General features: G+C 58.4%; 19 protein-coding genes. 9 read left to right on the top strand and 10 right to left on the bottom strand.

Annotated elements, in window-relative coordinates:
* Position 1: 1 nt before the first annotated feature.
* The 7 genes from NT179_06735 (at position 2) to NT179_06765 (ending at position 7788) form a co-directional block, all read left to right on the top strand.
* Positions 2 to 439, top strand: a complete 438-nt coding sequence (locus NT179_06735; GenBank protein ID MCX5721712.1) for a four helix bundle protein — start codon at positions 2 to 4, stop codon at positions 437 to 439.
* Positions 439 to 2067 carry a radical SAM protein gene (locus NT179_06740; protein MCX5721713.1) on the top strand — a complete coding sequence of 543 codons (1629 nt, stop codon included), beginning with the start codon at positions 439 to 441 and terminating at the stop codon, positions 2065 to 2067. Before NT179_06735 ends, NT179_06740 begins: the two co-directional genes overlap by 1 nt.
* 158 nt (positions 2068 to 2225) lie before the next feature.
* The gene (locus NT179_06745; protein MCX5721714.1) at positions 2226 to 4349 is read left to right on the top strand and encodes a universal stress protein; all 2124 of its coding nucleotides are present in this window, start codon (positions 2226 to 2228) and stop codon (positions 4347 to 4349) included.
* On the top strand, positions 4349 to 5734 hold the full coding sequence (locus NT179_06750; protein ID MCX5721715.1) for a radical SAM protein: 1386 nt from the start codon (positions 4349 to 4351) through the stop codon (positions 5732 to 5734). The genes NT179_06745 and NT179_06750 overlap by 1 nt, the downstream gene beginning before the upstream one ends.
* 96 nt (positions 5735 to 5830) lie before the next feature.
* Positions 5831 to 6343: a hypothetical protein gene (locus tag NT179_06755; protein MCX5721716.1), complete on the top strand. Its 513-nt coding sequence runs from the start codon at positions 5831 to 5833 to the stop codon at positions 6341 to 6343.
* A 517-nt stretch (positions 6344 to 6860) separates the two neighbouring features.
* Positions 6861 to 7277, top strand: a complete 417-nt coding sequence (locus NT179_06760; protein ID MCX5721717.1) for a hypothetical protein — start codon at positions 6861 to 6863, stop codon at positions 7275 to 7277.
* A gap of 106 nt (positions 7278 to 7383) precedes the next feature.
* Entirely contained in the window at positions 7384 to 7788 is a 405-nt protein-coding gene (locus NT179_06765; GenBank protein ID MCX5721718.1) for a response regulator, read from the top strand.
* Positions 7789 to 7919: 131 nt separating this feature from the next.
* Here the strand turns inward: NT179_06765 and NT179_06770 are convergent, their stop codons facing one another.
* The 8 genes from NT179_06770 to larC all read right to left on the bottom strand — a co-directional run bounded on the left by NT179_06770 (position 7920) and on the right by larC (position 16351).
* Complete coding sequence (locus NT179_06770) at positions 7920 to 8669, bottom strand: 2OG-Fe(II) oxygenase (GenBank protein MCX5721719.1); 750 nt, start codon at positions 8667 to 8669, stop codon at positions 7920 to 7922.
* 57 nt (positions 8670 to 8726) lie between these two features.
* Positions 8727 to 9389 carry an outer membrane lipoprotein carrier protein LolA gene (locus NT179_06775; GenBank protein ID MCX5721720.1) on the bottom strand — a complete coding sequence of 221 codons (663 nt, stop codon included), beginning with the start codon at positions 9387 to 9389 and terminating at the stop codon, positions 8727 to 8729.
* Between the two features lie 59 nt (positions 9390 to 9448).
* Positions 9449 to 11863 (bottom strand): DNA translocase FtsK, encoded by a 2415-nt coding sequence (locus tag NT179_06780; protein ID MCX5721721.1) that lies wholly within the window; start codon positions 11861 to 11863, stop codon positions 9449 to 9451.
* An 80-nt stretch (positions 11864 to 11943) separates the two neighbouring features.
* Positions 11944 to 12738: a 16S rRNA (adenine(1518)-N(6)/adenine(1519)-N(6))-dimethyltransferase RsmA gene (gene rsmA / locus NT179_06785; GenBank protein MCX5721722.1), complete on the bottom strand. Its 795-nt coding sequence runs from the start codon at positions 12736 to 12738 to the stop codon at positions 11944 to 11946.
* Positions 12739 to 12741: 3 nt separating this feature from the next.
* The gene (locus NT179_06790; protein ID MCX5721723.1) at positions 12742 to 13068 is read right to left on the bottom strand and encodes a hypothetical protein; all 327 of its coding nucleotides are present in this window, start codon (positions 13066 to 13068) and stop codon (positions 12742 to 12744) included.
* On the bottom strand, positions 13065 to 14117 hold the full coding sequence (gene pdxA / locus NT179_06795; GenBank protein MCX5721724.1) for a 4-hydroxythreonine-4-phosphate dehydrogenase PdxA: 1053 nt from the start codon (positions 14115 to 14117) through the stop codon (positions 13065 to 13067). The genes NT179_06790 and pdxA overlap by 4 nt, the downstream gene beginning before the upstream one ends.
* 21 nt (positions 14118 to 14138) lie before the next feature.
* Entirely contained in the window at positions 14139 to 15149 is a 1011-nt protein-coding gene (locus NT179_06800) for a sodium:calcium antiporter (GenBank protein MCX5721725.1), read from the bottom strand.
* Positions 15146 to 16351, bottom strand: coding sequence for a nickel pincer cofactor biosynthesis protein LarC (gene larC / locus NT179_06805; protein MCX5721726.1), 1206 nt, complete (start codon positions 16349 to 16351; stop codon positions 15146 to 15148). The genes NT179_06800 and larC overlap by 4 nt, the downstream gene beginning before the upstream one ends.
* Positions 16352 to 16521: 170 nt before the next feature.
* Here larC and NT179_06810 point away from each other — a divergent pair, with 170 nt between their 5' ends.
* Positions 16522 to 17073: a hypothetical protein gene (locus NT179_06810; protein MCX5721727.1), complete on the top strand. Its 552-nt coding sequence runs from the start codon at positions 16522 to 16524 to the stop codon at positions 17071 to 17073.
* A 10-nt stretch (positions 17074 to 17083) separates the two neighbouring features.
* Here NT179_06810 and larB read toward each other — a convergent pair whose 3' ends face one another.
* Together larB and NT179_06820 are read right to left on the bottom strand one after the other, a co-directional pair.
* Complete coding sequence (larB, locus tag NT179_06815) at positions 17084 to 17899, bottom strand: nickel pincer cofactor biosynthesis protein LarB (GenBank protein ID MCX5721728.1); 816 nt, start codon at positions 17897 to 17899, stop codon at positions 17084 to 17086.
* Positions 17896 to 18915 carry an NAD(P)-dependent glycerol-3-phosphate dehydrogenase gene (locus NT179_06820; protein ID MCX5721729.1) on the bottom strand — a complete coding sequence of 340 codons (1020 nt, stop codon included), beginning with the start codon at positions 18913 to 18915 and terminating at the stop codon, positions 17896 to 17898. The genes larB and NT179_06820 overlap by 4 nt, the downstream gene beginning before the upstream one ends.
* Positions 18916 to 19078: 163 nt before the next feature.
* Here NT179_06820 and NT179_06825 point away from each other — a divergent pair, with 163 nt between their 5' ends.
* On the top strand, positions 19079 to 19444 hold the full coding sequence (locus tag NT179_06825) for a hypothetical protein (protein ID MCX5721730.1): 366 nt from the start codon (positions 19079 to 19081) through the stop codon (positions 19442 to 19444).
* The last annotated feature ends 91 nt before the right edge of the window (positions 19445 to 19535 follow it).

Raw genomic sequence — 19535 nt, forward strand, 5'->3', positions numbered from 1 at the left:
CATGGTGAAGAAAGTTGAGCGCTTTGAAGACCTTATCGCGTGGCAGAGAGCAAGGCTGTTGACACAAACCGTCTATACTATGACCAGAGAACGCACGTTCGCAAAAGACATCGGCTTATCCAGCCAAGCTCAACGTGCTGCGGTATCCATCATGGCCAATATTGCAGAGGGTTTTGAACGAAATCGTCCTGGAGAATTCCATCAGTTCTTGTCCGTTGCGAAAGGCTCTTGTGCCGAGGTTCGATCTCACCTCTACGCCGCACATGATGCGGGATACCTCGCACAAGATCGCTTCACAGAGCTACTCATTCAGGCTGAGGAAGTGGGACGGATTATCGGAGGGCTAAGAATTTCCGTCGCGGGCCAAAAGAAGCAACTCCGCGACAGCAGTGGCGCTCCTTCATCAACTCAGCACTCAGCACAAAGCACTCAGCACTAATGGAATCAATTCTTTACATCTTCCTCCCTTGTAAGAAGGTCTACCCCATTGGGGTGACCTATCTGGCTGATTTCATCCATCGGCGCAAGCCGGAGGTGCGGCAGCGCATCTTGGATCTCTCCCTTTTTCCCGAAAACCAGCGAAGCGCCGCGGTCCGTGATGCGGCCACCGAATTCAAGCCGGACCTCGTCTGCTTTTCCTGGCGCGATATTCAGATCTTCTCCCCGCACGAGGGAGATTCCTCGCTGGAACACGCGTTTAACTTTTACTTTGCGAGCAACCCCCTCAAGCGGATCACCGCCTCCTTTGCGGGGCTGCAACAGCTTTACCGCTACTACAGCCATATCCGTGCGGCGCTCTCCTACCCCTGGTTGATCGCAAAGGAGTTCCCGCGGGCGCAGATCATGATCGGCGGCGGAGCCTTTACCGCCTTTGCCGATCAGCTCATCCAGAAACTTCCGGAAGGCACCATCGGAATTCTTGGCGAGGGCGAAGACGCGATTCTCAAGGTAGTCGAAGGCCAGTCGCTGGAGCACGAACGGTACATCCTTCGGGAAGGAAAGACCGTTCGAAAGGGCCAGCAGGGAGCGCCGGCCCTCCTCGATACGCTCACGGTTGACTTGCCCTATCTGACCTCGATCTTCCCCCAATATACGGAATATCTGGGAGAATCCATCGGTGTCCAATCGAAACGGGGCTGCCCCTACGACTGCGCCTTCTGCCTCTATCCCTACATTGAAGGGAAGCGGGTCCGCTATCGGCCCCCCTCCCTGGTCGTCCAGGATATTTCGCAGCACTACCATCAATGGGGTGCCAGGCGTTTCTGGTTCACCGATGCCCAGTTCATTACAGGGAAAGAAGCCTATCCCCAATGTACGGAGATCCTGGAGCGGATTCTCGCAGAGAAGCTGGAAATCGAGTGGTCCGGCTACATCAGGACATCGCTGATCACCCCGGAGCTGGCCAAGCTCATGGTCCGGTCCGGTGTCGGCGACCTCGAAGTCGCTATTACGTCCGGCTCCCAAGAGGTGCTGAATGATCTGCACATGGGGTTCAAGCTGGAGAAGCTCTACGACGGCTGTCGCTACCTGGCAGAAGCGGGATTCAAGGGGAAGGTCATCCTCAATTATTCGCTGAACAGCCCCAAAGAGACCGAGGAGTCGCTGCTCCAAAGCGTGGAGTCCTACAAAAAAGTCGCCGCGATCCTGGGTGAAGAGCGAGTGTTCCCCCTCATGTTCTTTTTAGGCATTCAGCCGAACACGGATCTGGAACAACGGCTGCTGGAAGAGGGCTACCTCTCGGCCGGCTATAACCCCCTGATGCTGACCCCGACGAGTATCAGGAAGCTCCTCTATAACCCGGCACCGCTCAACTCCTTCATCGCCAAGGCCTGCCTCAGGGCCTGGGAGCGCAAAGAAGGCAGCAGAGACCCCCGGAAATGGACCGGCTCTCTCTCTCAAACTCCAAAAGAATCAGGCCCTTATGCCGATAAGAGTTTGATCAGGGGTATCGAAGGAAATTCCGGCCGCGATGCCCTCTTGTCCCTGGAAGAGATCCTGCGCTCCCGGCAATCGCTGCGTTCCGCAAAGGATTCTGGCGACAAATCCGCTGTCACACGGGGGGTCTAAATCCCGTCCACCTGCCCCATTCGATACCTTGCATTCCATTTTGGGCCGATGTTATCATCCCTGTTCCTTGAGACTGAGGAAGCACGTCAACCATTTGTAAGCTTTGACAATTACTCTCGTTCGCCCTGGCCTGGAGGGCATCCGGAGGAGACTTTTCAATGTATAAGACGATCTACGTGCCGGTTGATAACTCCGACCATTCCAACACCGCCGTCGACATTGGAGTGCACTTCGCCAAAGCCTTCGGCTCCAAGATCGTGGGCAGCCACGTCTATGCGGCCAAAATGCATGACAAACGCTTCAAACAGATGGAAGCGGGCTTGCCCGAAGAGTATCACGATGAAAAAGAGCTCGACCGGCAGCGCCAAATCCACGACTCGCTGATTACCCGCGGTCTCCAGATCATCACCGACTCCTACCTCGACTACGTCGATAAGAAATGCGCGGAAAACAACCTGCCGATCGAGCGGCGCTCGCTCGAAGGCCGGAACTGGAAGGTCCTGGCAGAAGACATCAATTCCAATGCCTACGATCTGGTGATCATGGGCGCCTTGGGCGTGGGCGCGGTGAAGGACAGCGTGATCGGCAGCAACACCGAGCGCGTGCTCCGTCGCGTGCGCAATTCAGACATGCTGATCGTCAAGCAGACCCAGCCCATGACCAGCGGCAAAATCGTAGTCGCGGTGGACGGCAGCCCCTATTCATTCGGTGGACTCATGACCGGCCTGGCATTAGGCAAGGCCTTCAACATGCCGGTCGAAGCCATCTCCGCCTTCGATCCCTATTTCCACTATGCCGCCTTCCATAGCATCTCGGGCGTCCTCAACGAGGAAGCCGGCAAAGTGTTCCGGTTCAAGGAACAGGAAAAGCTCCACGAAGAAATCATCGACAGCGGCCTTGCGAAGATCTACCAGTCGCACCTCGATATCTGCCGCGAAATCGCGCAGGCCGAGCAGACCGACGTCAAGACCACCCTCCTGGACGGCAAGGCCTTCGAAAAGATCATTCAATATGTCCGCAAGGACATCCCGGCCTTGCTCATCGTCGGACGGATCGGCGTACATAGCGACGAGGATATGGACATCGGCAGCAACACGGAAAACCTCTTGCGCGCCGCGCCCTGCAATATCCTGGTCTCGAACAGAAAGTACGTGCCTCCGATCGATACCTTGGCGGAATACACCATCGCCTGGACGGAAGAAGCTCTCCGCCGGATGGAAAAGATTCCGATCTTCGCCAGAGGCGTGGCCAAAACGGCCATCCATCGTTATGCCATCGAAAAGGGCCACACCATCATCAGCAATACGGTCGTCGATACGGCCATCGGCCACATCCTGCCCAAGGGCGCGATGGACGCCATGCGCGCATTGGGTGGCAGCCTCGAAGCGGCCGGCATCGACCGCGACAAGATGCAGGCGGACGAGTCCGTGGCCAAGGATCTGATGGGCTCGACGCTGAGCGGCATGATGACCGAGATCGTGGAAGAAAAGCCGAAAGTCAGTGAAGCGACCCAAGGCTATCTGGACCGGATGAACCAGAACTACTTTGTCTGCGATGGTTGCGGCTACATCGGCAAGGGCGAAACGCCCGTAAAGTGCCCCGTCTGCGCCGCAGGCGGCGACCGTTTCAAACTCGTCGACAAGACCATCTTCGAATCGGCCGCGAACGCCGAAGGCGCCCTCGAAACGGACCTGTCCTACGATGACGTCCCCATGCAATGGACGAAGGACGCCAAAGAAGGAATCCGTGCGGTCCCTGCCGGCTTCCAACGCCGGCGCGCCAAAGCCAAAATCGAAAAGACCGCTCGCAAGCTCGGCATGACCACGATCACGCTGGAATATGCAGCTCCCATCATTCAGGAAGCAGCCTCTGAAGACTACACCCCCATTTTCGCGAACAAGGGAACCGGCGCCTCAACCGAAGCCCAAGCCACCGTGGCCGCTGTCACAAACGGCGCCAACGGCGCGGCTGCCTCCCACGAGAACGGTCACGAAAACGGGAATGGCCAGACAGCGGAAGCGGCTCCTGCCTCTCCCTATACCTGGTCGCCAGATGCGCAGGCCAGGCTGGAACGGGCTCCGGAAGGGTTCATGCGCGAATGTACCCGCGCCCTGATCGAAAAACATGCGGAGAAGATCGGCGTGACGACCATCACGGCCGAAGTGGCCAATGAGGGGATCGAGCAGGCCAAGGACTACATGGCGGACGCCATGAAGACCGGCAATCTGAAGGACATGATCGCCAACCTGACCGGCGCGCCGAAGTCAGGGGCCGGTCGCTAATGGGACGGTCTCTCCCGGTCCTGAACTTTCCGGCTCTGTCAGGAACGCTCGGCTCCATCCAGCAGCAAGTGACGCAGTTCTTTACCCCTGCCTCGACGGCTCCTGCGCCGCACGACGGCCGGACCGTCGATGACTTCAAGCCCTATCTGCTCGCGCTGAATCTCACGAAACGCTGCAATCTCAAGTGCGACCATTGCTATCTCGACGCGACGACGAAGTCTGCCGGCGGGGACGACGAACTCTCGACCGAAGAATGTTTCAAACTCATCGATCAGATTGCCGAGGTCAACAAGGGCTGCCTCATCGTGATCACGGGAGGCGAACCGCTCGTCCGCCCGGACATTCTCGACATCGCGCGCCATGCTGTGAAACACGGCTTCATGGTGGTCTTCGGGACCAACGGCATGTTGATCAACGACCAGATGGCGAAGAACTTGGTCGAGATCGGCGTGATGGGCATGGGCATCAGCATCGACTCGCTCGACCCCCAGAAACATAATCAGTTCCGTGGCGTCCCTGGCGCATGGGAGTCCGCACTCGCCGGCATCGAGGCCTGCAAGCGAAACGGGCTGGCCTTCCAGGTGCACTTCAGCGCGCAGCCCATGAATTACCAGGAGCTGCCAGCCGTCATCGATTGGGCGCACCAGCTCGGCGCCAAGGTCCTCAATGTCTTCTTCATGGTCTGCACAGGCCGCGGCGAAGAGCTGACCGACATCACCCCGGCCCAATACGAAGAAGTGCTCGGCTATCTGGTCAACTGCCAGGATAACTACAAAGGCATGCTCGTCAGAGCCCGCTGCGCCCCGCACTTCAAACGACTAGCCTACGAGAAAGATCCGAATTCTCCGATCACCAAAGCGACCGGCTATATGGGCGGCGGCTGTCTCGCCGGCACCAACTATGCGCGTGTGACCCCGAACGGCGAATTGACCCCTTGCCCCTACATGCCTCTATCAGCCGGGAACATCCGTGAAACCAGCTTCGCCGATCTCTGGGAGAAGTCCGACGTCTTCAATTCCTTCCGCTATCCGCAGCTCAAAGGCAAATGCGGCGATTGCGAATATACCGACATCTGCGGCGGCTGCCGGGCGCGCCCCTACGTCGATCACGGAGACTGGCTGGACGAAGATGAATGGTGTCTCTACACGCCGAAGGGCGGAGAGAAGATCAAAGTCGCTTTCAATACGCCTGAAGAAGGCGATATCGCCTGGGATACGGACTCGGAGTCACGGCTGAACAAGATCCCCTACTTCTTGCGAGCCATGGTGAAAAAAGGCGTCGAAAAGCACGCACGCGAGAATAGCATCCCCCTGATTACCATTGAGTTGATGGAAGAACTTCGCAAGAAACGATTCGGCAACGACGCGCCGATGTTCCGGCCATAGTGCTGCGCCTTGAGTACTGAGTGCTGAGCGAAATCTCTCAACTATGAATCAGCTTCCGCCATACACAACTCAGCACTGGGGGCTTAGGACTAAAAAATGGACGCTCTGCAAAGCCTCTTCACAGACCTCAATACGCTGACCCCGATCATCAACCATTGGTTTCACTTGTTGTCGGCGGTCATCTGGATCGGCGGGCTCGCCTTCCTCGTCATGGCCGTGACTCCTGGACTGAAGAAAGCGGTCGCCAAGGAACAGATCAAGCCGATCACCGACGCGTTCTATCAGCATTATAAGAAAGTGGCGGGCGTCCTGCTCGTCGTCTTGCTCGTGACCGGTGGCATCAACTTCCACTACGTCAATCAGGTCATCACCTCGCAAACCGGCAGCGGAATCCAGCACCACGCGAAATACCTGACCGTCTTCTTCATCAAACTATTTCTCGTGCTCGGCCTGTTGACCCTCTTCCTCTACACCGTGCTCTTCAAATCAGACGAAGCAGAAGAAGGCGAAGAAGCATCCTACGAAGTGATCCCGTTCCAACGGGCCGCGCTCTGGATCGGCTTCTTCATCCTCCTCTGCGCCGCTGCGATGAAACATCTGCATCAATAGGTCACGTTCCATCTCCTACGCCCACTCGTTTTCATCGATGGCACTCCCCTGCGTCTGTATCTCACAGGATAAATGCGTGTCTGTTCAGATACGCCTTGATCCATAAACTCATCTCTCCCGCTTACCTACTGAACCAAAACTACTCAATAGGTTACATCACAAGACCTAAGTGTTTTCAGTTAGAAAGCTCTGGTACGGGGGTTGCTGTATCGCTGTAGCCATCCCATCGCCAACCGGAAGAGGAGCCAGGTCGATGGTCGGAAGCTGGAAGATGCTTGGCAAAGCGAAATGCTGGTGGGTCCCCCCTCAACAAGTGATTGCCTGTCACGCTGGAGGGACCACCTCCGGATTGTGCCCATCCGGAGCCCTCCCACCGCCACGCGCTCTGCCATCAGGGCCGCGTTGCTCCTCAGCGGCGCGGCCCTTCAGCCTGACAAGGGGCTCCCGAACTGCGAATCATTAACACCGTATAGACAAATGGACCGACTCACTCACACATAAACTTGCGAGGGACAAAATGTCGCTAACCCACCAGACCAGTTCACGCAACTTGCCCAAGGAACAACCTGTCAGGCCGACGAACCAGACGACCAGGGCGAGTACGGCTGAAATACCGCCGCCGCGAATGGTCCGGCTGACCGTCAGCCTCCCAGGGGAACTCGTCGATCGTCTACGCAATGCCGTGTATTGGAGTCCTGGGTTGACGCTCGCCTGGCTGATCGCCAAGTCTCTACGAACTTCTCTGGCAGAAATGGAGTCCTTGCGGCAGGGGCCCTTTCCACAACGAACGACCGCACTCCGCGCGGGACGCCCTCGATTGGTCGGTCAGATCATGAGCCTGCCCATTCGGGCCAGCCTCCCCGGCAATGGAGCAGCCAGACCGGCTGAGGTCCTGACAAAAGCCAGACTGGAGTCGCAACCGTCCATTAAGTGATATGCAGGGATTCGATATTTCTTGCATTGAGCAAAACACGCGCTGCATGCCTCTTGAGCTTTAGGCCAAGAACCTCCAGGACGCTCTATTCCTAGAAGAGAGGCAGATGAACATCCAGACTGGCCGTCCGGCTATCCTCCTCGTCGATGACGATCCCGACATTTTAACTGCGCTACATGACCTCCTCGAACATGACGGATTTCTCGTGACCGCAGTGTCAACGTGCCGCGATGCGCTGGCCCAAGTGAGAACAGTCAAATTTGCCGCAGTCTTACTCGATATTGGGCTCCCCGATGGAGATGGGCTCTCCGTGCTTGAGACCATCCAGGCTTTTGCCCCCTCACTCCCCGTGATTATTCTCACCGCTTTTACCTCGCAGGACTACCGAGCAAAGTCTTTGTCCAGAGGCGCGTTCTCCTACCTCACCAAACCCTATAATCGAGATGAGCTACGCACAGTTCTACGACGAGCCGTTGAAATGAGCCGGCCTCCATCGCCGTCCGACAACTAGCAGGGTGTTGAACATGGCGGGACTTGAGCTGAGCTCTGAGCGATCAACTCGGAACGCTGACATGAGAATCAGCTTCCTCGTTCATCGCTCACCATTCAGGGCTTCCTGGCTGGCGGACTTTTCAGAACTTGTTACGAGTGCGGTCGCTTGGAAGCTGTCAGAGCCCGTTTGAAAACCGTGCGGAGGCCGAAATAGGCAAAGGAGTCTTTGAGGTTGGAGTACAGCCGCTTGAAAATTCCCATGTCCGGATTGGTCACATATTCCATCGTGAGGGCGATGCGTTCTTCCCCCTCGCCGAGTGGAGTCACCGCATGCCAGAGCTTATCTCCATTGAAGATCACGAGATCGCCTGGATGAGTGATCAGCTCAAGATGTTTCGGTGATTTGACCGGATCATCCTTAAAGAGCTCACAGACCAGCTTGCATTGCGTCGACTGATCGACGAGTCCCATCAAAATGGTATAGCGAGCCCCCTTGTAGTAGGAGGTATCGTAGTGAAACCCGATATGGTCACCCGGCTCCGTGTAGTAATAGAGCGCGCAGGAATGGGGATCGCTCTCGGGACAGAGGTTCAACTTGGTTTTCACCAGACGGCTCAAGAACTCGATGAAGGCCTCGGAGCGATACAGATCGAGAAAACGCGGGGCCTTCTCCATCACCGTGTAGTAGCTCACACTCCCGCCTTTTTTGTGGCCGGGAATGTAGTTGCGATTCAGCTCGCCCTTCACCCCCTGCGCCTGCGGAACGAGATACTCTTCCACTACCAACCGGGGAAGAAACTGCGGAATGAACAGAAACTCGTTCTGGTCCCAATACTCGGAGGAGAGCCGGTCGACATCCAACCGTTTGACTGCTTCATCGACTGCTTCAATTAAAGACATTGGATTCACCTGTTCCTCACTCGTCCCGTTCACGGCCTCTGATCCATCCCGCAGGCCTTACTGGGGGACGCTGAATACGGGAGCTTTCACCACTTCCACATCGGCCGGCAACTTCAACTCGAAGAATGCATCGCCAAGCCCCACGTTGGACTGGAGCGACGCAAACTCAAAGCTCGCCACATTGCCGCTCATTTCATACAACGTGACCGTCCGGATGAAATAGGTCTTGGGAAACACTTCCAGCACGATCCGTTGCACCGATCGTCCCGCCTCGCCCTCTTGAGACTTCGGCAGAAGGGTGAGCAGCCTGAGTCCTCCCGCACCACGACCATTCCCCGGCGTCGGCTCAATGCGGAACGACTGCTCCAACTTCGCAGCCCCGAGCAAAAGTTCCAATGGAGCCTTCGAGGCAGCCATCTGTGTCAGCTTGCCCACCAAGACCTGCTTGTGCTCCGGCACATACACTTTGACATCATCATGATTGACGTAAATGTCCTCGATCGACGGATCGAGATAACTCCACCGCAACCGGCCAGGTTTTTTGATCGAGACCTTCCCCGAAGAAGTGATAGGCCGATCGAATCCCTCAATCCTGGTCTTCTGCGTAAAGTCCGCCTGAAGATCCTTGGTCTTTTCATAGCGTGCCTGGAGCTGCTTGACCACCTCCCGCACTTCCTTCAGCGCGACCGCATCACTCTCCTCAGCGCCAACGAACGGCACTGGCAAGAGAGCTCCCAGGCAAACGCATACAAGCCCTAACCTCACCACCCCATACCATCTCATGCCTCTTCCTCTGCTCCCACCGGCCCACGCCGCCCCACAACCTCTCTCCGCCCATCGCGGCCAGCCGCGCCCACGATGCCGTCTGTCTCCATTTGCTCGATCATCCTGGCCGCGCGAGGATAGCCCACCCGCAACCGTCGCTGAATCAGCGACGCGGAAGCCTGGCCGGTCGACAGAACCAATTCTTTGGCCTGCTCGTATACTTCATCCAGCGCCTCTTCCTCTTTCGCATCTTCCTGTTTCAGCGCGATCTGTAACTCTTGATTATAGGCAGGCTTGGCCTGATCCTTCACGAACTCCACCACGCGCCGGACATCCTCATCCGACACAAATGACCCGTGCCCTCTCATAAGACGTCCGGTTCCCGAAGCCATATAGAGCATATCGCCGCGGCCCAGGAGCGCTTCCGCACCGTTGGCATCCAGAATAGTGCGTGAATCCGTCTTTGACGAGACCTGAAAGGCAATGCGGGCAGGAAAGTTCGCTTTAATCAAACCGGTCAGCACATCGACCGACGGGCGCTGCGTCGCCAGCACGAGATGGATGCCGGAGGCACGGGCCATCTGCGCCAACCGCGCAATCTTGTCTTCCACTTCCTTCGGCGCCACCATCATCAAATCCGCCAGCTCATCGATCATCACGACGATATAGGGCAAGGGCTCCGGCGGAGTCTTCGGCGGCATGAACGATCCGGGACTCCCTTCAGGAAGGGCCGTCTCTCCGGCAGAGAGCCGCTCTTCCTCGGACAGAAACTGAATGGGCAATTCCGGCTGGTCAGCCTTGGCCGCCGACTCCGTCTCCAACACCCCCTGCGTCCCTGCGACCTTTCGATTGTAGGCATCGATGTTCCGCACCCCTGCCTCGGACAGCAACTGATAGCGCCGCTCCATTTCCGCCACGACCCAACTGAGTCCGCGCGCCGCCGACTTGGGATCGGTGATGACCGGACGTAACAGGTGCGGAATGCCGTCGTAGGTCTGGAACTCCAATCGCTTGGGATCGATCAGCAGCAGCTTGACCTCATCAGGCCTGGCGGAAAACAGCAGACTCAGGAGCATCGTATTGAGACCGACGCTTTTCCCTGCTCCCGTAGCGCCAGCAACCAACAAGTGCGGCATCGTTTTCAAGTCGGCAATCAAAGGGGCGCCGAAAATATCTTTTCCCAGAGCCAAACTAAGCTTCGATTTGGCGCGTGAGAAGGCCTCACTCGTCACCACTTCTTTCATCGACACCATTTCGCGATAGAGGTTCGGCACCTCGATCCCGACCACCGATTTCCCCGGCACCGGCGCGACGATTCGGAGACTGACCGCCTTCAAGGCCAAGGCCAGGTCGTCGGCCAGATTCACAATGCGCGCGACTTTGGTGCCAGCCGCCGGCTCGAACTCATACATCGTCACGACCGGTCCGGGACGAACCTCCGTCACTTTTCCCGCAATGCCAAAACTCAGCAGGGCGCGAGTCAACACATCGGATTGCGCCTTGATTTCCTCCTCCGTGACACGACCCAGGGGAGCGGAGGGATCGCTCAAGAGCAGCACCGGATCCGGCAGGGTATAGTCCCCCGCCTTCGCCTGGGAGACAAAGACCGGATGATCGAGCTCCGCCTCGCTCGTCTCCACTGGTTCAGGCGTCGGTTGCCGCGACGGCTGAATGACCGGCCAATCGAATTCCTGTTCCGCTGCCGCTTCAGGCAACGTCTCCTCGATGACCGCGCGAATGGATTTCGACGACTTCTGTTTCGCTTTCTTGGGAGACTCAGGGACCGGCTCTACCACCGACCGTTCCGGAATCCACCCGCGCACCCGCGTAAACAACGCGCTGCCCCAGACTGGGAGCTTCAAGACAATCTCCGACAGAGAAATCGGTGTCGTGAAGAGCAGCGAGATTAACAGACCCGCCATGATCAGAATATGGGCGCCGGTACTGGCGAAATAGGCTCGCAGGCCCTCGGCCAGCACTTGTCCGAAGAGGCCTCCCGCCATGCCGCGATAAATGAAACCGCTTGAGAGGGTCGGCACCGCCGTGATTTCAAGATGGAGAAAACCGCTGAGAAACAGGAGCGCCGCCAGCGACGCGCCGGCGTTCCGCAGCCGAATCGACAGGGCGCTCTGGGTGAAACAACGGACACCCATTAAGCCAAGTAGAAGGGGAAAGAAATAGGCTGCGCCACCAATCAACGAGAAAAGCGTCGACGCAAAGAAATCCCCGACCGATCCGATCAGGTTCCGCGCAGGGGCCGAAGCGGCTGCCACTGATTTTAATTCATGGGGTACGAAGGATACGAGGCTGAGAAGCGTGAGCAGGCTCAACGCGATCAGGGCGACTCCGATCACTTCTCGCTTGATGTGTGACGGGGGAGAGGCGGCGCGGCGGGCTTCGCCCCGCTTGGCCGAGGTGGTAACAGCCATGATCGCGATGCTAGCACAGGGAATCAGTCATTTCAAACGAAGACCGGCAGAAAGCGCCCCCAGGAGGCTCCCGCAGCCCCTCAGCCAAACACCGCAGCCAGCCGGAGGAAGTCTTCGACCGACAGGGTCTCGGCCCGGCGGGTCGGAACAATCTCCAATCGCTGCAAGGCCTCGGTGATACGGGTCAGCTCATAGCCTTCGTCCCGCAAGGAATTGATCAGCGTTTTCCTTCGATGCGCAAAGGCCGCCTTCACGAGGGCACGAAACGCGACTTCTGCCTCCTGGCTGAGCCTCCGGTCCTCTTTCGCGCGCAGCAGCACCACTGCTGAGACGACCTCCGGCCTGGGGCGGAAACATTGGGCTGAGACGCGAAACGATTTCGTGATGTCGGCTGCATACTGCGCCATCACGGAAAGGACCCCATAGTCGGATCCGCCAGGCTTGGCCACCAATCGATCTGCCACTTCTGATTGCAGCATGAGCACCATCCGGGGAAACCGTCCCCGCTGGTCGAGCAAGCGAAAGAGTAGAGGGGTCGAAATGTAGTACGGCAGATTGGCGACGACGATCGTCCCTGCCGGGAGCTGTTCGACCGGATAGGCCAGCGCGTCCGCGCAGACCAACTCCACATTGGGAAGCTCCGCCTGCCTGGTCTCAAGATAGGCATGGAGCCGTGGATCCAATTCGATCGCCGTCACATGGCCGGCCGCCTGGCTCAGCGCCTCCGTCAGGATGCCGCGGCCTGGGCCAATTTCCAGCACATGGTCGCTGGGGCCCAGCTCCGCCAAGGCGACGATTTTACGCACGATGTTGGGATCGATGAGAAAGTTTTGGCCGAGCCGCTTGATCGGTGGAGGGAGATCAGGAATCGACACCAGTTAATTCCCGCCGGATGGACGAGGCGCGGCTTGCGCCAGTTGCTTCGACAGATCCACCAGGGGTGTTTTGAAATAGTCGATGAGGTCGGTGAACTCTTCCACCAGATCGTTCGTGAACGAAGGCCCCGGCTGCAGGGAGGCAAACTTCTGCCCTTCCTTCTGGCCCAGGGACTCCGTGAGCAGCGCCACCGTCCTGGTTTTCCATTTTGCCAATCGTTCAGCCCCTGCCACGGTATTGAGCGTCTCCATCGTATCCGTGAAAATCGCATCCAACTCTTTCAACTGCTGCTGCACCAGCGCAAGCCCTCGCTTCATATCGTCTGTCATCTGGCCCCCTTCTTCCGTAACGAGACGGACCTCACTGCCGATCGACCCTTGGCAAGCGTGGCGGCCAGCGTGATCGCCTCGACCAGACTACCAGGATCTGCGATGCCTTTCCCTACGATATCAAACGCCGTCCCGTGATCGACCGAGGTCCGGATGATCGGCAACCCCACCGTCAAATTCACGCAGGTGCCGAACGCGACCAGCTTCAAGGGAATCAACCCCTGATCGTGATAGAGGGCCACCACCCCGTCGTAATCGCCCCTGGCGGCCTTGCCAAACAGAGTATCGGCCGGCAAGGGATCGCTGGCACGAATGCCCTGGGCCTGCGCCGCGCGGGCCGCAGGAAGAATGATCCGCTCCTCTTCGTCCCCGAATAGGCCATGTTCTCCCGCATGGGGATTCAACGCCGCGACACCGACTCTCGGCTTCTTGATCCCGAACAGGTCACGCAACGCCACATGGGCCAGCCTGATGGCTTTTTCGATCTTGGCCTGCGTGAGGAGCGAGGACAAGTCTTTGATCGCAACATGAGTCGTCACGAACATGATCCGGAGCGGGCCTCCGACGATCATCATGCCGGAGTCCTGCGTCTTGGTCAGATCTGCCAGCAGTTCCGTATGACCGGGGAAATGGCAGCCCGCCATCTTGATCGCTTCTTTATTGATCGGGGCCGTGACCATGCCGTCGATACAGCCGAGCTGCGAGAGCTCCACCGCTTTCTTGATAAATAGGACAGAGGCGGCCCCGGTCACAGAAGCGGCGACTCCCCTTGTAAACCGCCCAAGGGGACGATCAAGCGGGTCCAGCACCGCGAGCTGATTCGACCGCGGAAACACCGCTTCATGCCCCTCCACTCGCACCACTTCCATCTTCAGCTTCAGACTCTTCACCGTCTGCTGCATCACAGAAAAGGAGCCGATGACCAGCGGACGGCAGAGCCGTCGCACTTTCGTCCCGGCCAAGGCCTTCGCAATCACCTCAGGGCCGATCCCAGCCGGATCTCCCATCGTGATACCGAGAAGCGGCTTCTCTTTCGTCTTCGCGCTCATCCCACATCACCCATCACGGATCTACAGCCAGTACAGATACAACACATACCCGATATACAAAAGAGAACTCCCGCCCAGCAGCCAGGGCCGCCAGAGACCGCTCCACGCAGCCTGCGCCAACAAGAAGGTACTCGCCACCACGGCCAGCACCATGGTGATCAATGCAGTCGGGGCCAGAGCCCAATCCGTGCCTAATAGACCGATTGAAACAGGGATCGTCCCCTGAAAGACCATCGCGCCTGTGACATTCCCCACCGCTAAACGATCTTTCTTCCGGTAGAGCCAGAGAAAACTGTTCGACATCTCCGGCAACTCGGTCGCCAACGGCGCTACGAGCAGGGCCAGGATCAAGGGAGAAATCGACAGGGCCTCGGCAATAGTTTCTGCGGCGAGCACAAAGAGGTGCGCGCCGAGCGCAAGACCGGCCAAGCCAAGAGCCGCTTGAAGACCGATGAATCCGAACGACGGGACTGCTGCCTTTCTAGCAAAGAACAGAGGCTCCAGTGCGCTACCCTCGCCCCCCTCCTCCTCGGCCACCTCGCTAAACTTCAGTTTGACGTAATAGAGATAGAGGCTGACCAACCCGACAGCGGCCAGAATATGCACCAGCTTGGAGGGAATAAACACGCAAGCCAGTGCGACGCTGTAGGCCACTACGAAAAATGAAAGGTCGCTCGTCACATCGGGATAGTTCAATCGGAACGCAGCCGTTCGCTTCCCCAGTCTGGCATAGACCACCAGCAGGATGGCCAAAATGGGAATCACCAAGGTGCTCAACATAAAAGGCGCGCCGAGGATCGCCCCCAACCCCACCTCCGCTTCGGCCCGGCTGGCCCCGAAGAAAATGGCGATGATCGGAATCGACGTTTCTGGCAGCGTGGTGCCGATGGCGGCCAACACACCGCCAACCGCGCCTTCGGACAGATTGAATCGCTTGCCCAGCCACTCAATGGCATTGGTGAACAGCGTGCAGGCGCCCAAGGTCACCGCGACGGAGACGAGAAACAGGAGGCTGTAGAGTAGAACTGTCATGGCCGGCCCGTCGCTTTGCCCACCCGCCGGTTGGCGTAGGCACGGGCCGCATCGTCGAGCACAGTCTTCACGGGACGGCCCGTTCGTTCGGCAATCCGCTTGCAATCAAGATATTCCGGGGCCGCCTTACTCGTTCTGTCGTCCACATCGGCAATCTTCATGCGCACGACTCCTCCAGGGACCTTCACTGACATGAATCGCCGGGGGAGGATCTGCCGCATGACCTCACAGACCCGGATTCCCAATGCCGTCGTTTCCTGAAACACCACATCCAATACCTGATCCAGCTGGGCCTGGGCCACCAGACAGGTCAGCACAACGCCGGGCCTGCCCCGCTTCATAATGACCGGCGCGAGGGTCACATCCAGCGCCCCGCGGGACAACAACTGCTCCATCACATGCTCATAGATCTGCGGGTTCACATCGTCAAGATTGGTTTCGACCTGCAGCACCGTATCCTGCTCGCGCAGCCCCTTGGATGACGGTCGCGCCAGAAACACCCGCAAGGCATTCGGCCAGCCCTCGGGATTGGCATCGCCCGCTCCATACCCAATGGCCGTCGGCGTCATCACCGGCATAGGACCGAACTCCGAGGTCAGAATACGCAACAGCGCCATGCCGGTCGGCGTCGTCAGCTCCCTGGCAGGGCCCGCACTGTAAATCGGAATCCCTTTGGCTAAAATGGCCACTGCCGGACCGGGCGCGGGCAAGATCCCATGCGCCGATTGCAATGTCCCGGTTCCGACATTGACCGGAGAGGCCGTCACACGAGTCACACCCAACAAGTCGCAGCCAATCAGGCCGCCTACGATATCGACAAACGAATCCAGCACGCCCACTTCATGGAAATGCACATGGTCCTTGGCCACACGATGGGCATGCCCTTCCGCCTCTGCCAAGAGATCGAATACGGACCGGCTTTGCTGCTTGATCTTGTCCGAGAGCCGGCTCGCAGAGAGGATCGCATGGATCCGGCGAAGCGAAAGGGGCTTGCGCAATCCTGTCGCAATCACCACATCCACTTTCGTGGCATGGATCGCCCCTCGCTGCACCCGCCGCTTCCGGAGCGTCACCCCTGAAAGCCGAAGCTGCTTCAGCCCGTTTACCAAATCGGAAAACGGCACGCCCACATCCACGAGCGCGCCGAGGGTCATATCGCCGCTGATGCCGGAATAACAATCAAAATGAAGATGCGAACCCACGTGCGTCCTTTCTCTGCCCGATTCAACCAACGCCATCTTACCCAAGGCGCGTACGAACGGCAATCAACTCAGTCCAAGCGTTGACAGCCTCCCAACGCTGTGTTATCCCCACTGCATTGGCCCACCGACCGGGCGCGTCACAACAATAGATCCTTGCCGCACAGAACCCTATGACCATCTTTCAGCCCTTCAATAGGCCCTCCTCGACAGTACTCGGATCATGGACCGGTCGCGCCTCCCGATTACTGCTCTGCGCGACGCTGCTCCTCTGGATCCCGGCTGTCGCCTCGGCAAAATCGAAACCCCATCAGGGCCCACGCCATGAGCCGGAGCTCAGGATCCTCGACCTGAAAGTCTCCCCCAACCCCTATACGACTGCGTCCGGCTCCTTGCAGTTTTCCGTCTTGATCCAACTCCCCAAAGAGCTGAACGGCGCCACGCTGCTGGAAGTCTCCTCTTTCATTACCTCGCCCTCGAAAAATTCGCTCCGGTTTCTCACGGCTCGCACAGCGCTGGAGCCGCACGCAGCCGCAACCGACGGCGGCGCGCCTCCGCAAGTGTCTGTCGTGCTGACCTGGGACGGGCTGGACCAGAAGAAAGTCACGGCGGGAGCAGGCCTCTATCACTTCGAAGTGCGGCCCAAGTTGCTGGCGAACGGCGAGAAGGGCCCCAGAACTCAAATGGTTGGCTGGCCAAAACGCGGAACGATCGAAGTCAAATAGCCGACAGCTCTCAGCTCTCAGCTCTCACATTCTTGCTGCTCTTCGGCTTTGCTGATCGCTGAGGGCTGACAGCTGTCGGCTCTCCCAATAGGTTGATCCGGTGCGCCAGACAGCCTGCCCCGAATCCATTATCGATATTCATCACTCCGACTCCCGCCGCGCAGGAATTCAACATCGTCAATAGAGCCGCAAGTCCGCCGAAACTCGCGCCATAGCCTCGGCTCGTCGGCACAGCCACGACCGGGCAGGGCGCCAATCCTCCGACCACGCTGGGCAAGACTCCATCCATCCCTGCCACCACCACGACGACCCGGGCCTGCATCAACCGGCCCTGACGCTCCAGCAGCCGATGAATCCCTGCCACCCCCACGTCATAGAGCGTTTCAACCTTGCTCCCCATCACCTCCGCCGTCACTCTCGCTTCTTCCGCGACAGGAATGTCCGACGTGCCGGCTGTAATCACCAGGACATGGCCCTGGAGCCGCTGCTTGGGGTCGCGAATCGACACGATGCGAGCCTCGTCATGATAGACCGCTCGCTTATCCAGCCGTTTGATCAATGTCGCCACCTGGCGAGTCGCGCGCGTGGCCAAGAGGGGACGATGATGTTTCAACAGGGCCTTGGCAATGGCGCGAATCTGAGCCGTCGTCTTCCCCTCGCAGAAAATGACTTCGGGGAATCCCTGCCGTATCGACCGATGGTGATCCAGCGACGCGAATCCCAGATCTTCATAGGGCAAGGTGCGGAGCTGATCGAGCGCCGTTGCCACTGGCAGAGTGCCGGCTTGCACCTTGGTCAACAGTCGTTCAAGCGACTTCTGGTTCATGCCTGCCCCTTCTCCGGCTTCGCATCACGTTCCATCAGATCGGTCACAGCCTGGCGGCAGGATTTTCCTTCGAACAACACTTCGTTGATCTCACGGACGATCGGCATCTCGACTCCATGGCGCTGGGCCAACCCGGACGCAGCCTTGGCAGTCCGCACCCCTTCGGCCACCGCCTTCATACTGCCGAGGATGGCCTCCAGCTTTTCGCCTTTCCCCAGCCTCATACCGACTGTATGATTTCGGCTCAAGGTCCCGGTACAGGTGAGGACGAGATCGCCCACGCCGGAAAGTCCGTAGAACGTTCGCGCATCGGCGCCCATCGCATGTCCGAGCCGGACGATTTCCGCCAGTCCCCTCGTAATCAAAGCGGCTCGCGCATTGTGGCCGAGACCGAGTCCATCGACGACCCCGGCAGCCAAGGCCATCACGTTCTTCAAGGCCCCGCCCAGTTGGACGCCGATCATATCGCTATCCGCATACACTCGTAGCGCCGGCGTCATCAAGGCCGCCTGAAAGGCGCTGACCAGCGGCGCCTCCAGCCCTGCGAGACAAAGAGCTGTAGGTTGGCCCTGGCTCACCTCTGCCGCAAAGCTCGGCCCGGACAAGACCATCAGCTTCGAGTGCAACGTCGTGGGAAGGACATCCTCCATCACTTGCGTCATCAATTTGAACGTCTCTTCTTCGATCCCCTTCGTCGCGCTGATCACGGGCAGAGAAAGGGGCAAGAGGGGAGCAAGCTGCTGGAGGACGAGCCGGGCCACATGCGACGGTACGACAAAGAGGAGGCCATCGCAATCGCTCACGACCTGCGCCAGGGAATCGGTCGCGCTGAGCGAGGGAGGCAAGATCACACCAGGCAGGAAGACCCGATTCTCGTGCGTCTGATTGATCGCATCGACCACGTCCTGCTCATAGGCCCAGAGCCTGACATGAAGTCCTTTTCCCGCCATATGTTTGGCGAGGGCCGTGCCCCAGGCGCCGGCGCCGATCACCCCGATACGATTGACAGTCTGCATCATTAAAAAAAAGAATGAGTTCCGACCAGGATTTCTGAATCAATCATCTGGCGCGCGGATTATAGGAAGCCCTTCTTTCCTCTGTCAATGAAAGCCCGTCAGACCAGGCAACACTGAAGTCTACTAGCAAAGTGCGATGGTTCCGTGTAGCCTAGCCCCACGTATGAAGATTTGCCCATCCTGTCGACGCGAACTTCCGGAGATCAGTCGCTACTGCACCCAATGCGGCCAACGGCTTCATGCAGACCACGTTGAGCCCTCTCCGCCGCCAACGGCGCCAGCCGAACCACAAACGGACCAGCTGAATCTCCAATGTATTTACGGCATGGTGGTGGCCCTGTGCCTCGCCATCCTCTTCCCACCCTGGGAAGCGCCGCCCTCACAACCGCCTGAGTTTCTCGGCATGCATTTCGTCCTCGCGCCACCCACAGCAGAAGCCATCGTTAGCCGATTGCTGCTCACGATTGAGCTCGTCACCATCGCCATCGCCGGCCTCTATGGCTCGTTCTTCTTTCGAAGCAAACTCTAAATCGACAAGCGTGCTCTTTTTCTCCTGACTCTGCATTCGCAGGCTGCTCAAAATGTCCGATAGCAAGGCCGCAGGCGAGCAAGCACCGGAG

This window comes from Nitrospirota bacterium (assembly GCA_026387665.1).
Classification (GTDB): domain Bacteria; phylum Nitrospirota; class Nitrospiria; order Nitrospirales; family Nitrospiraceae; genus Palsa-1315.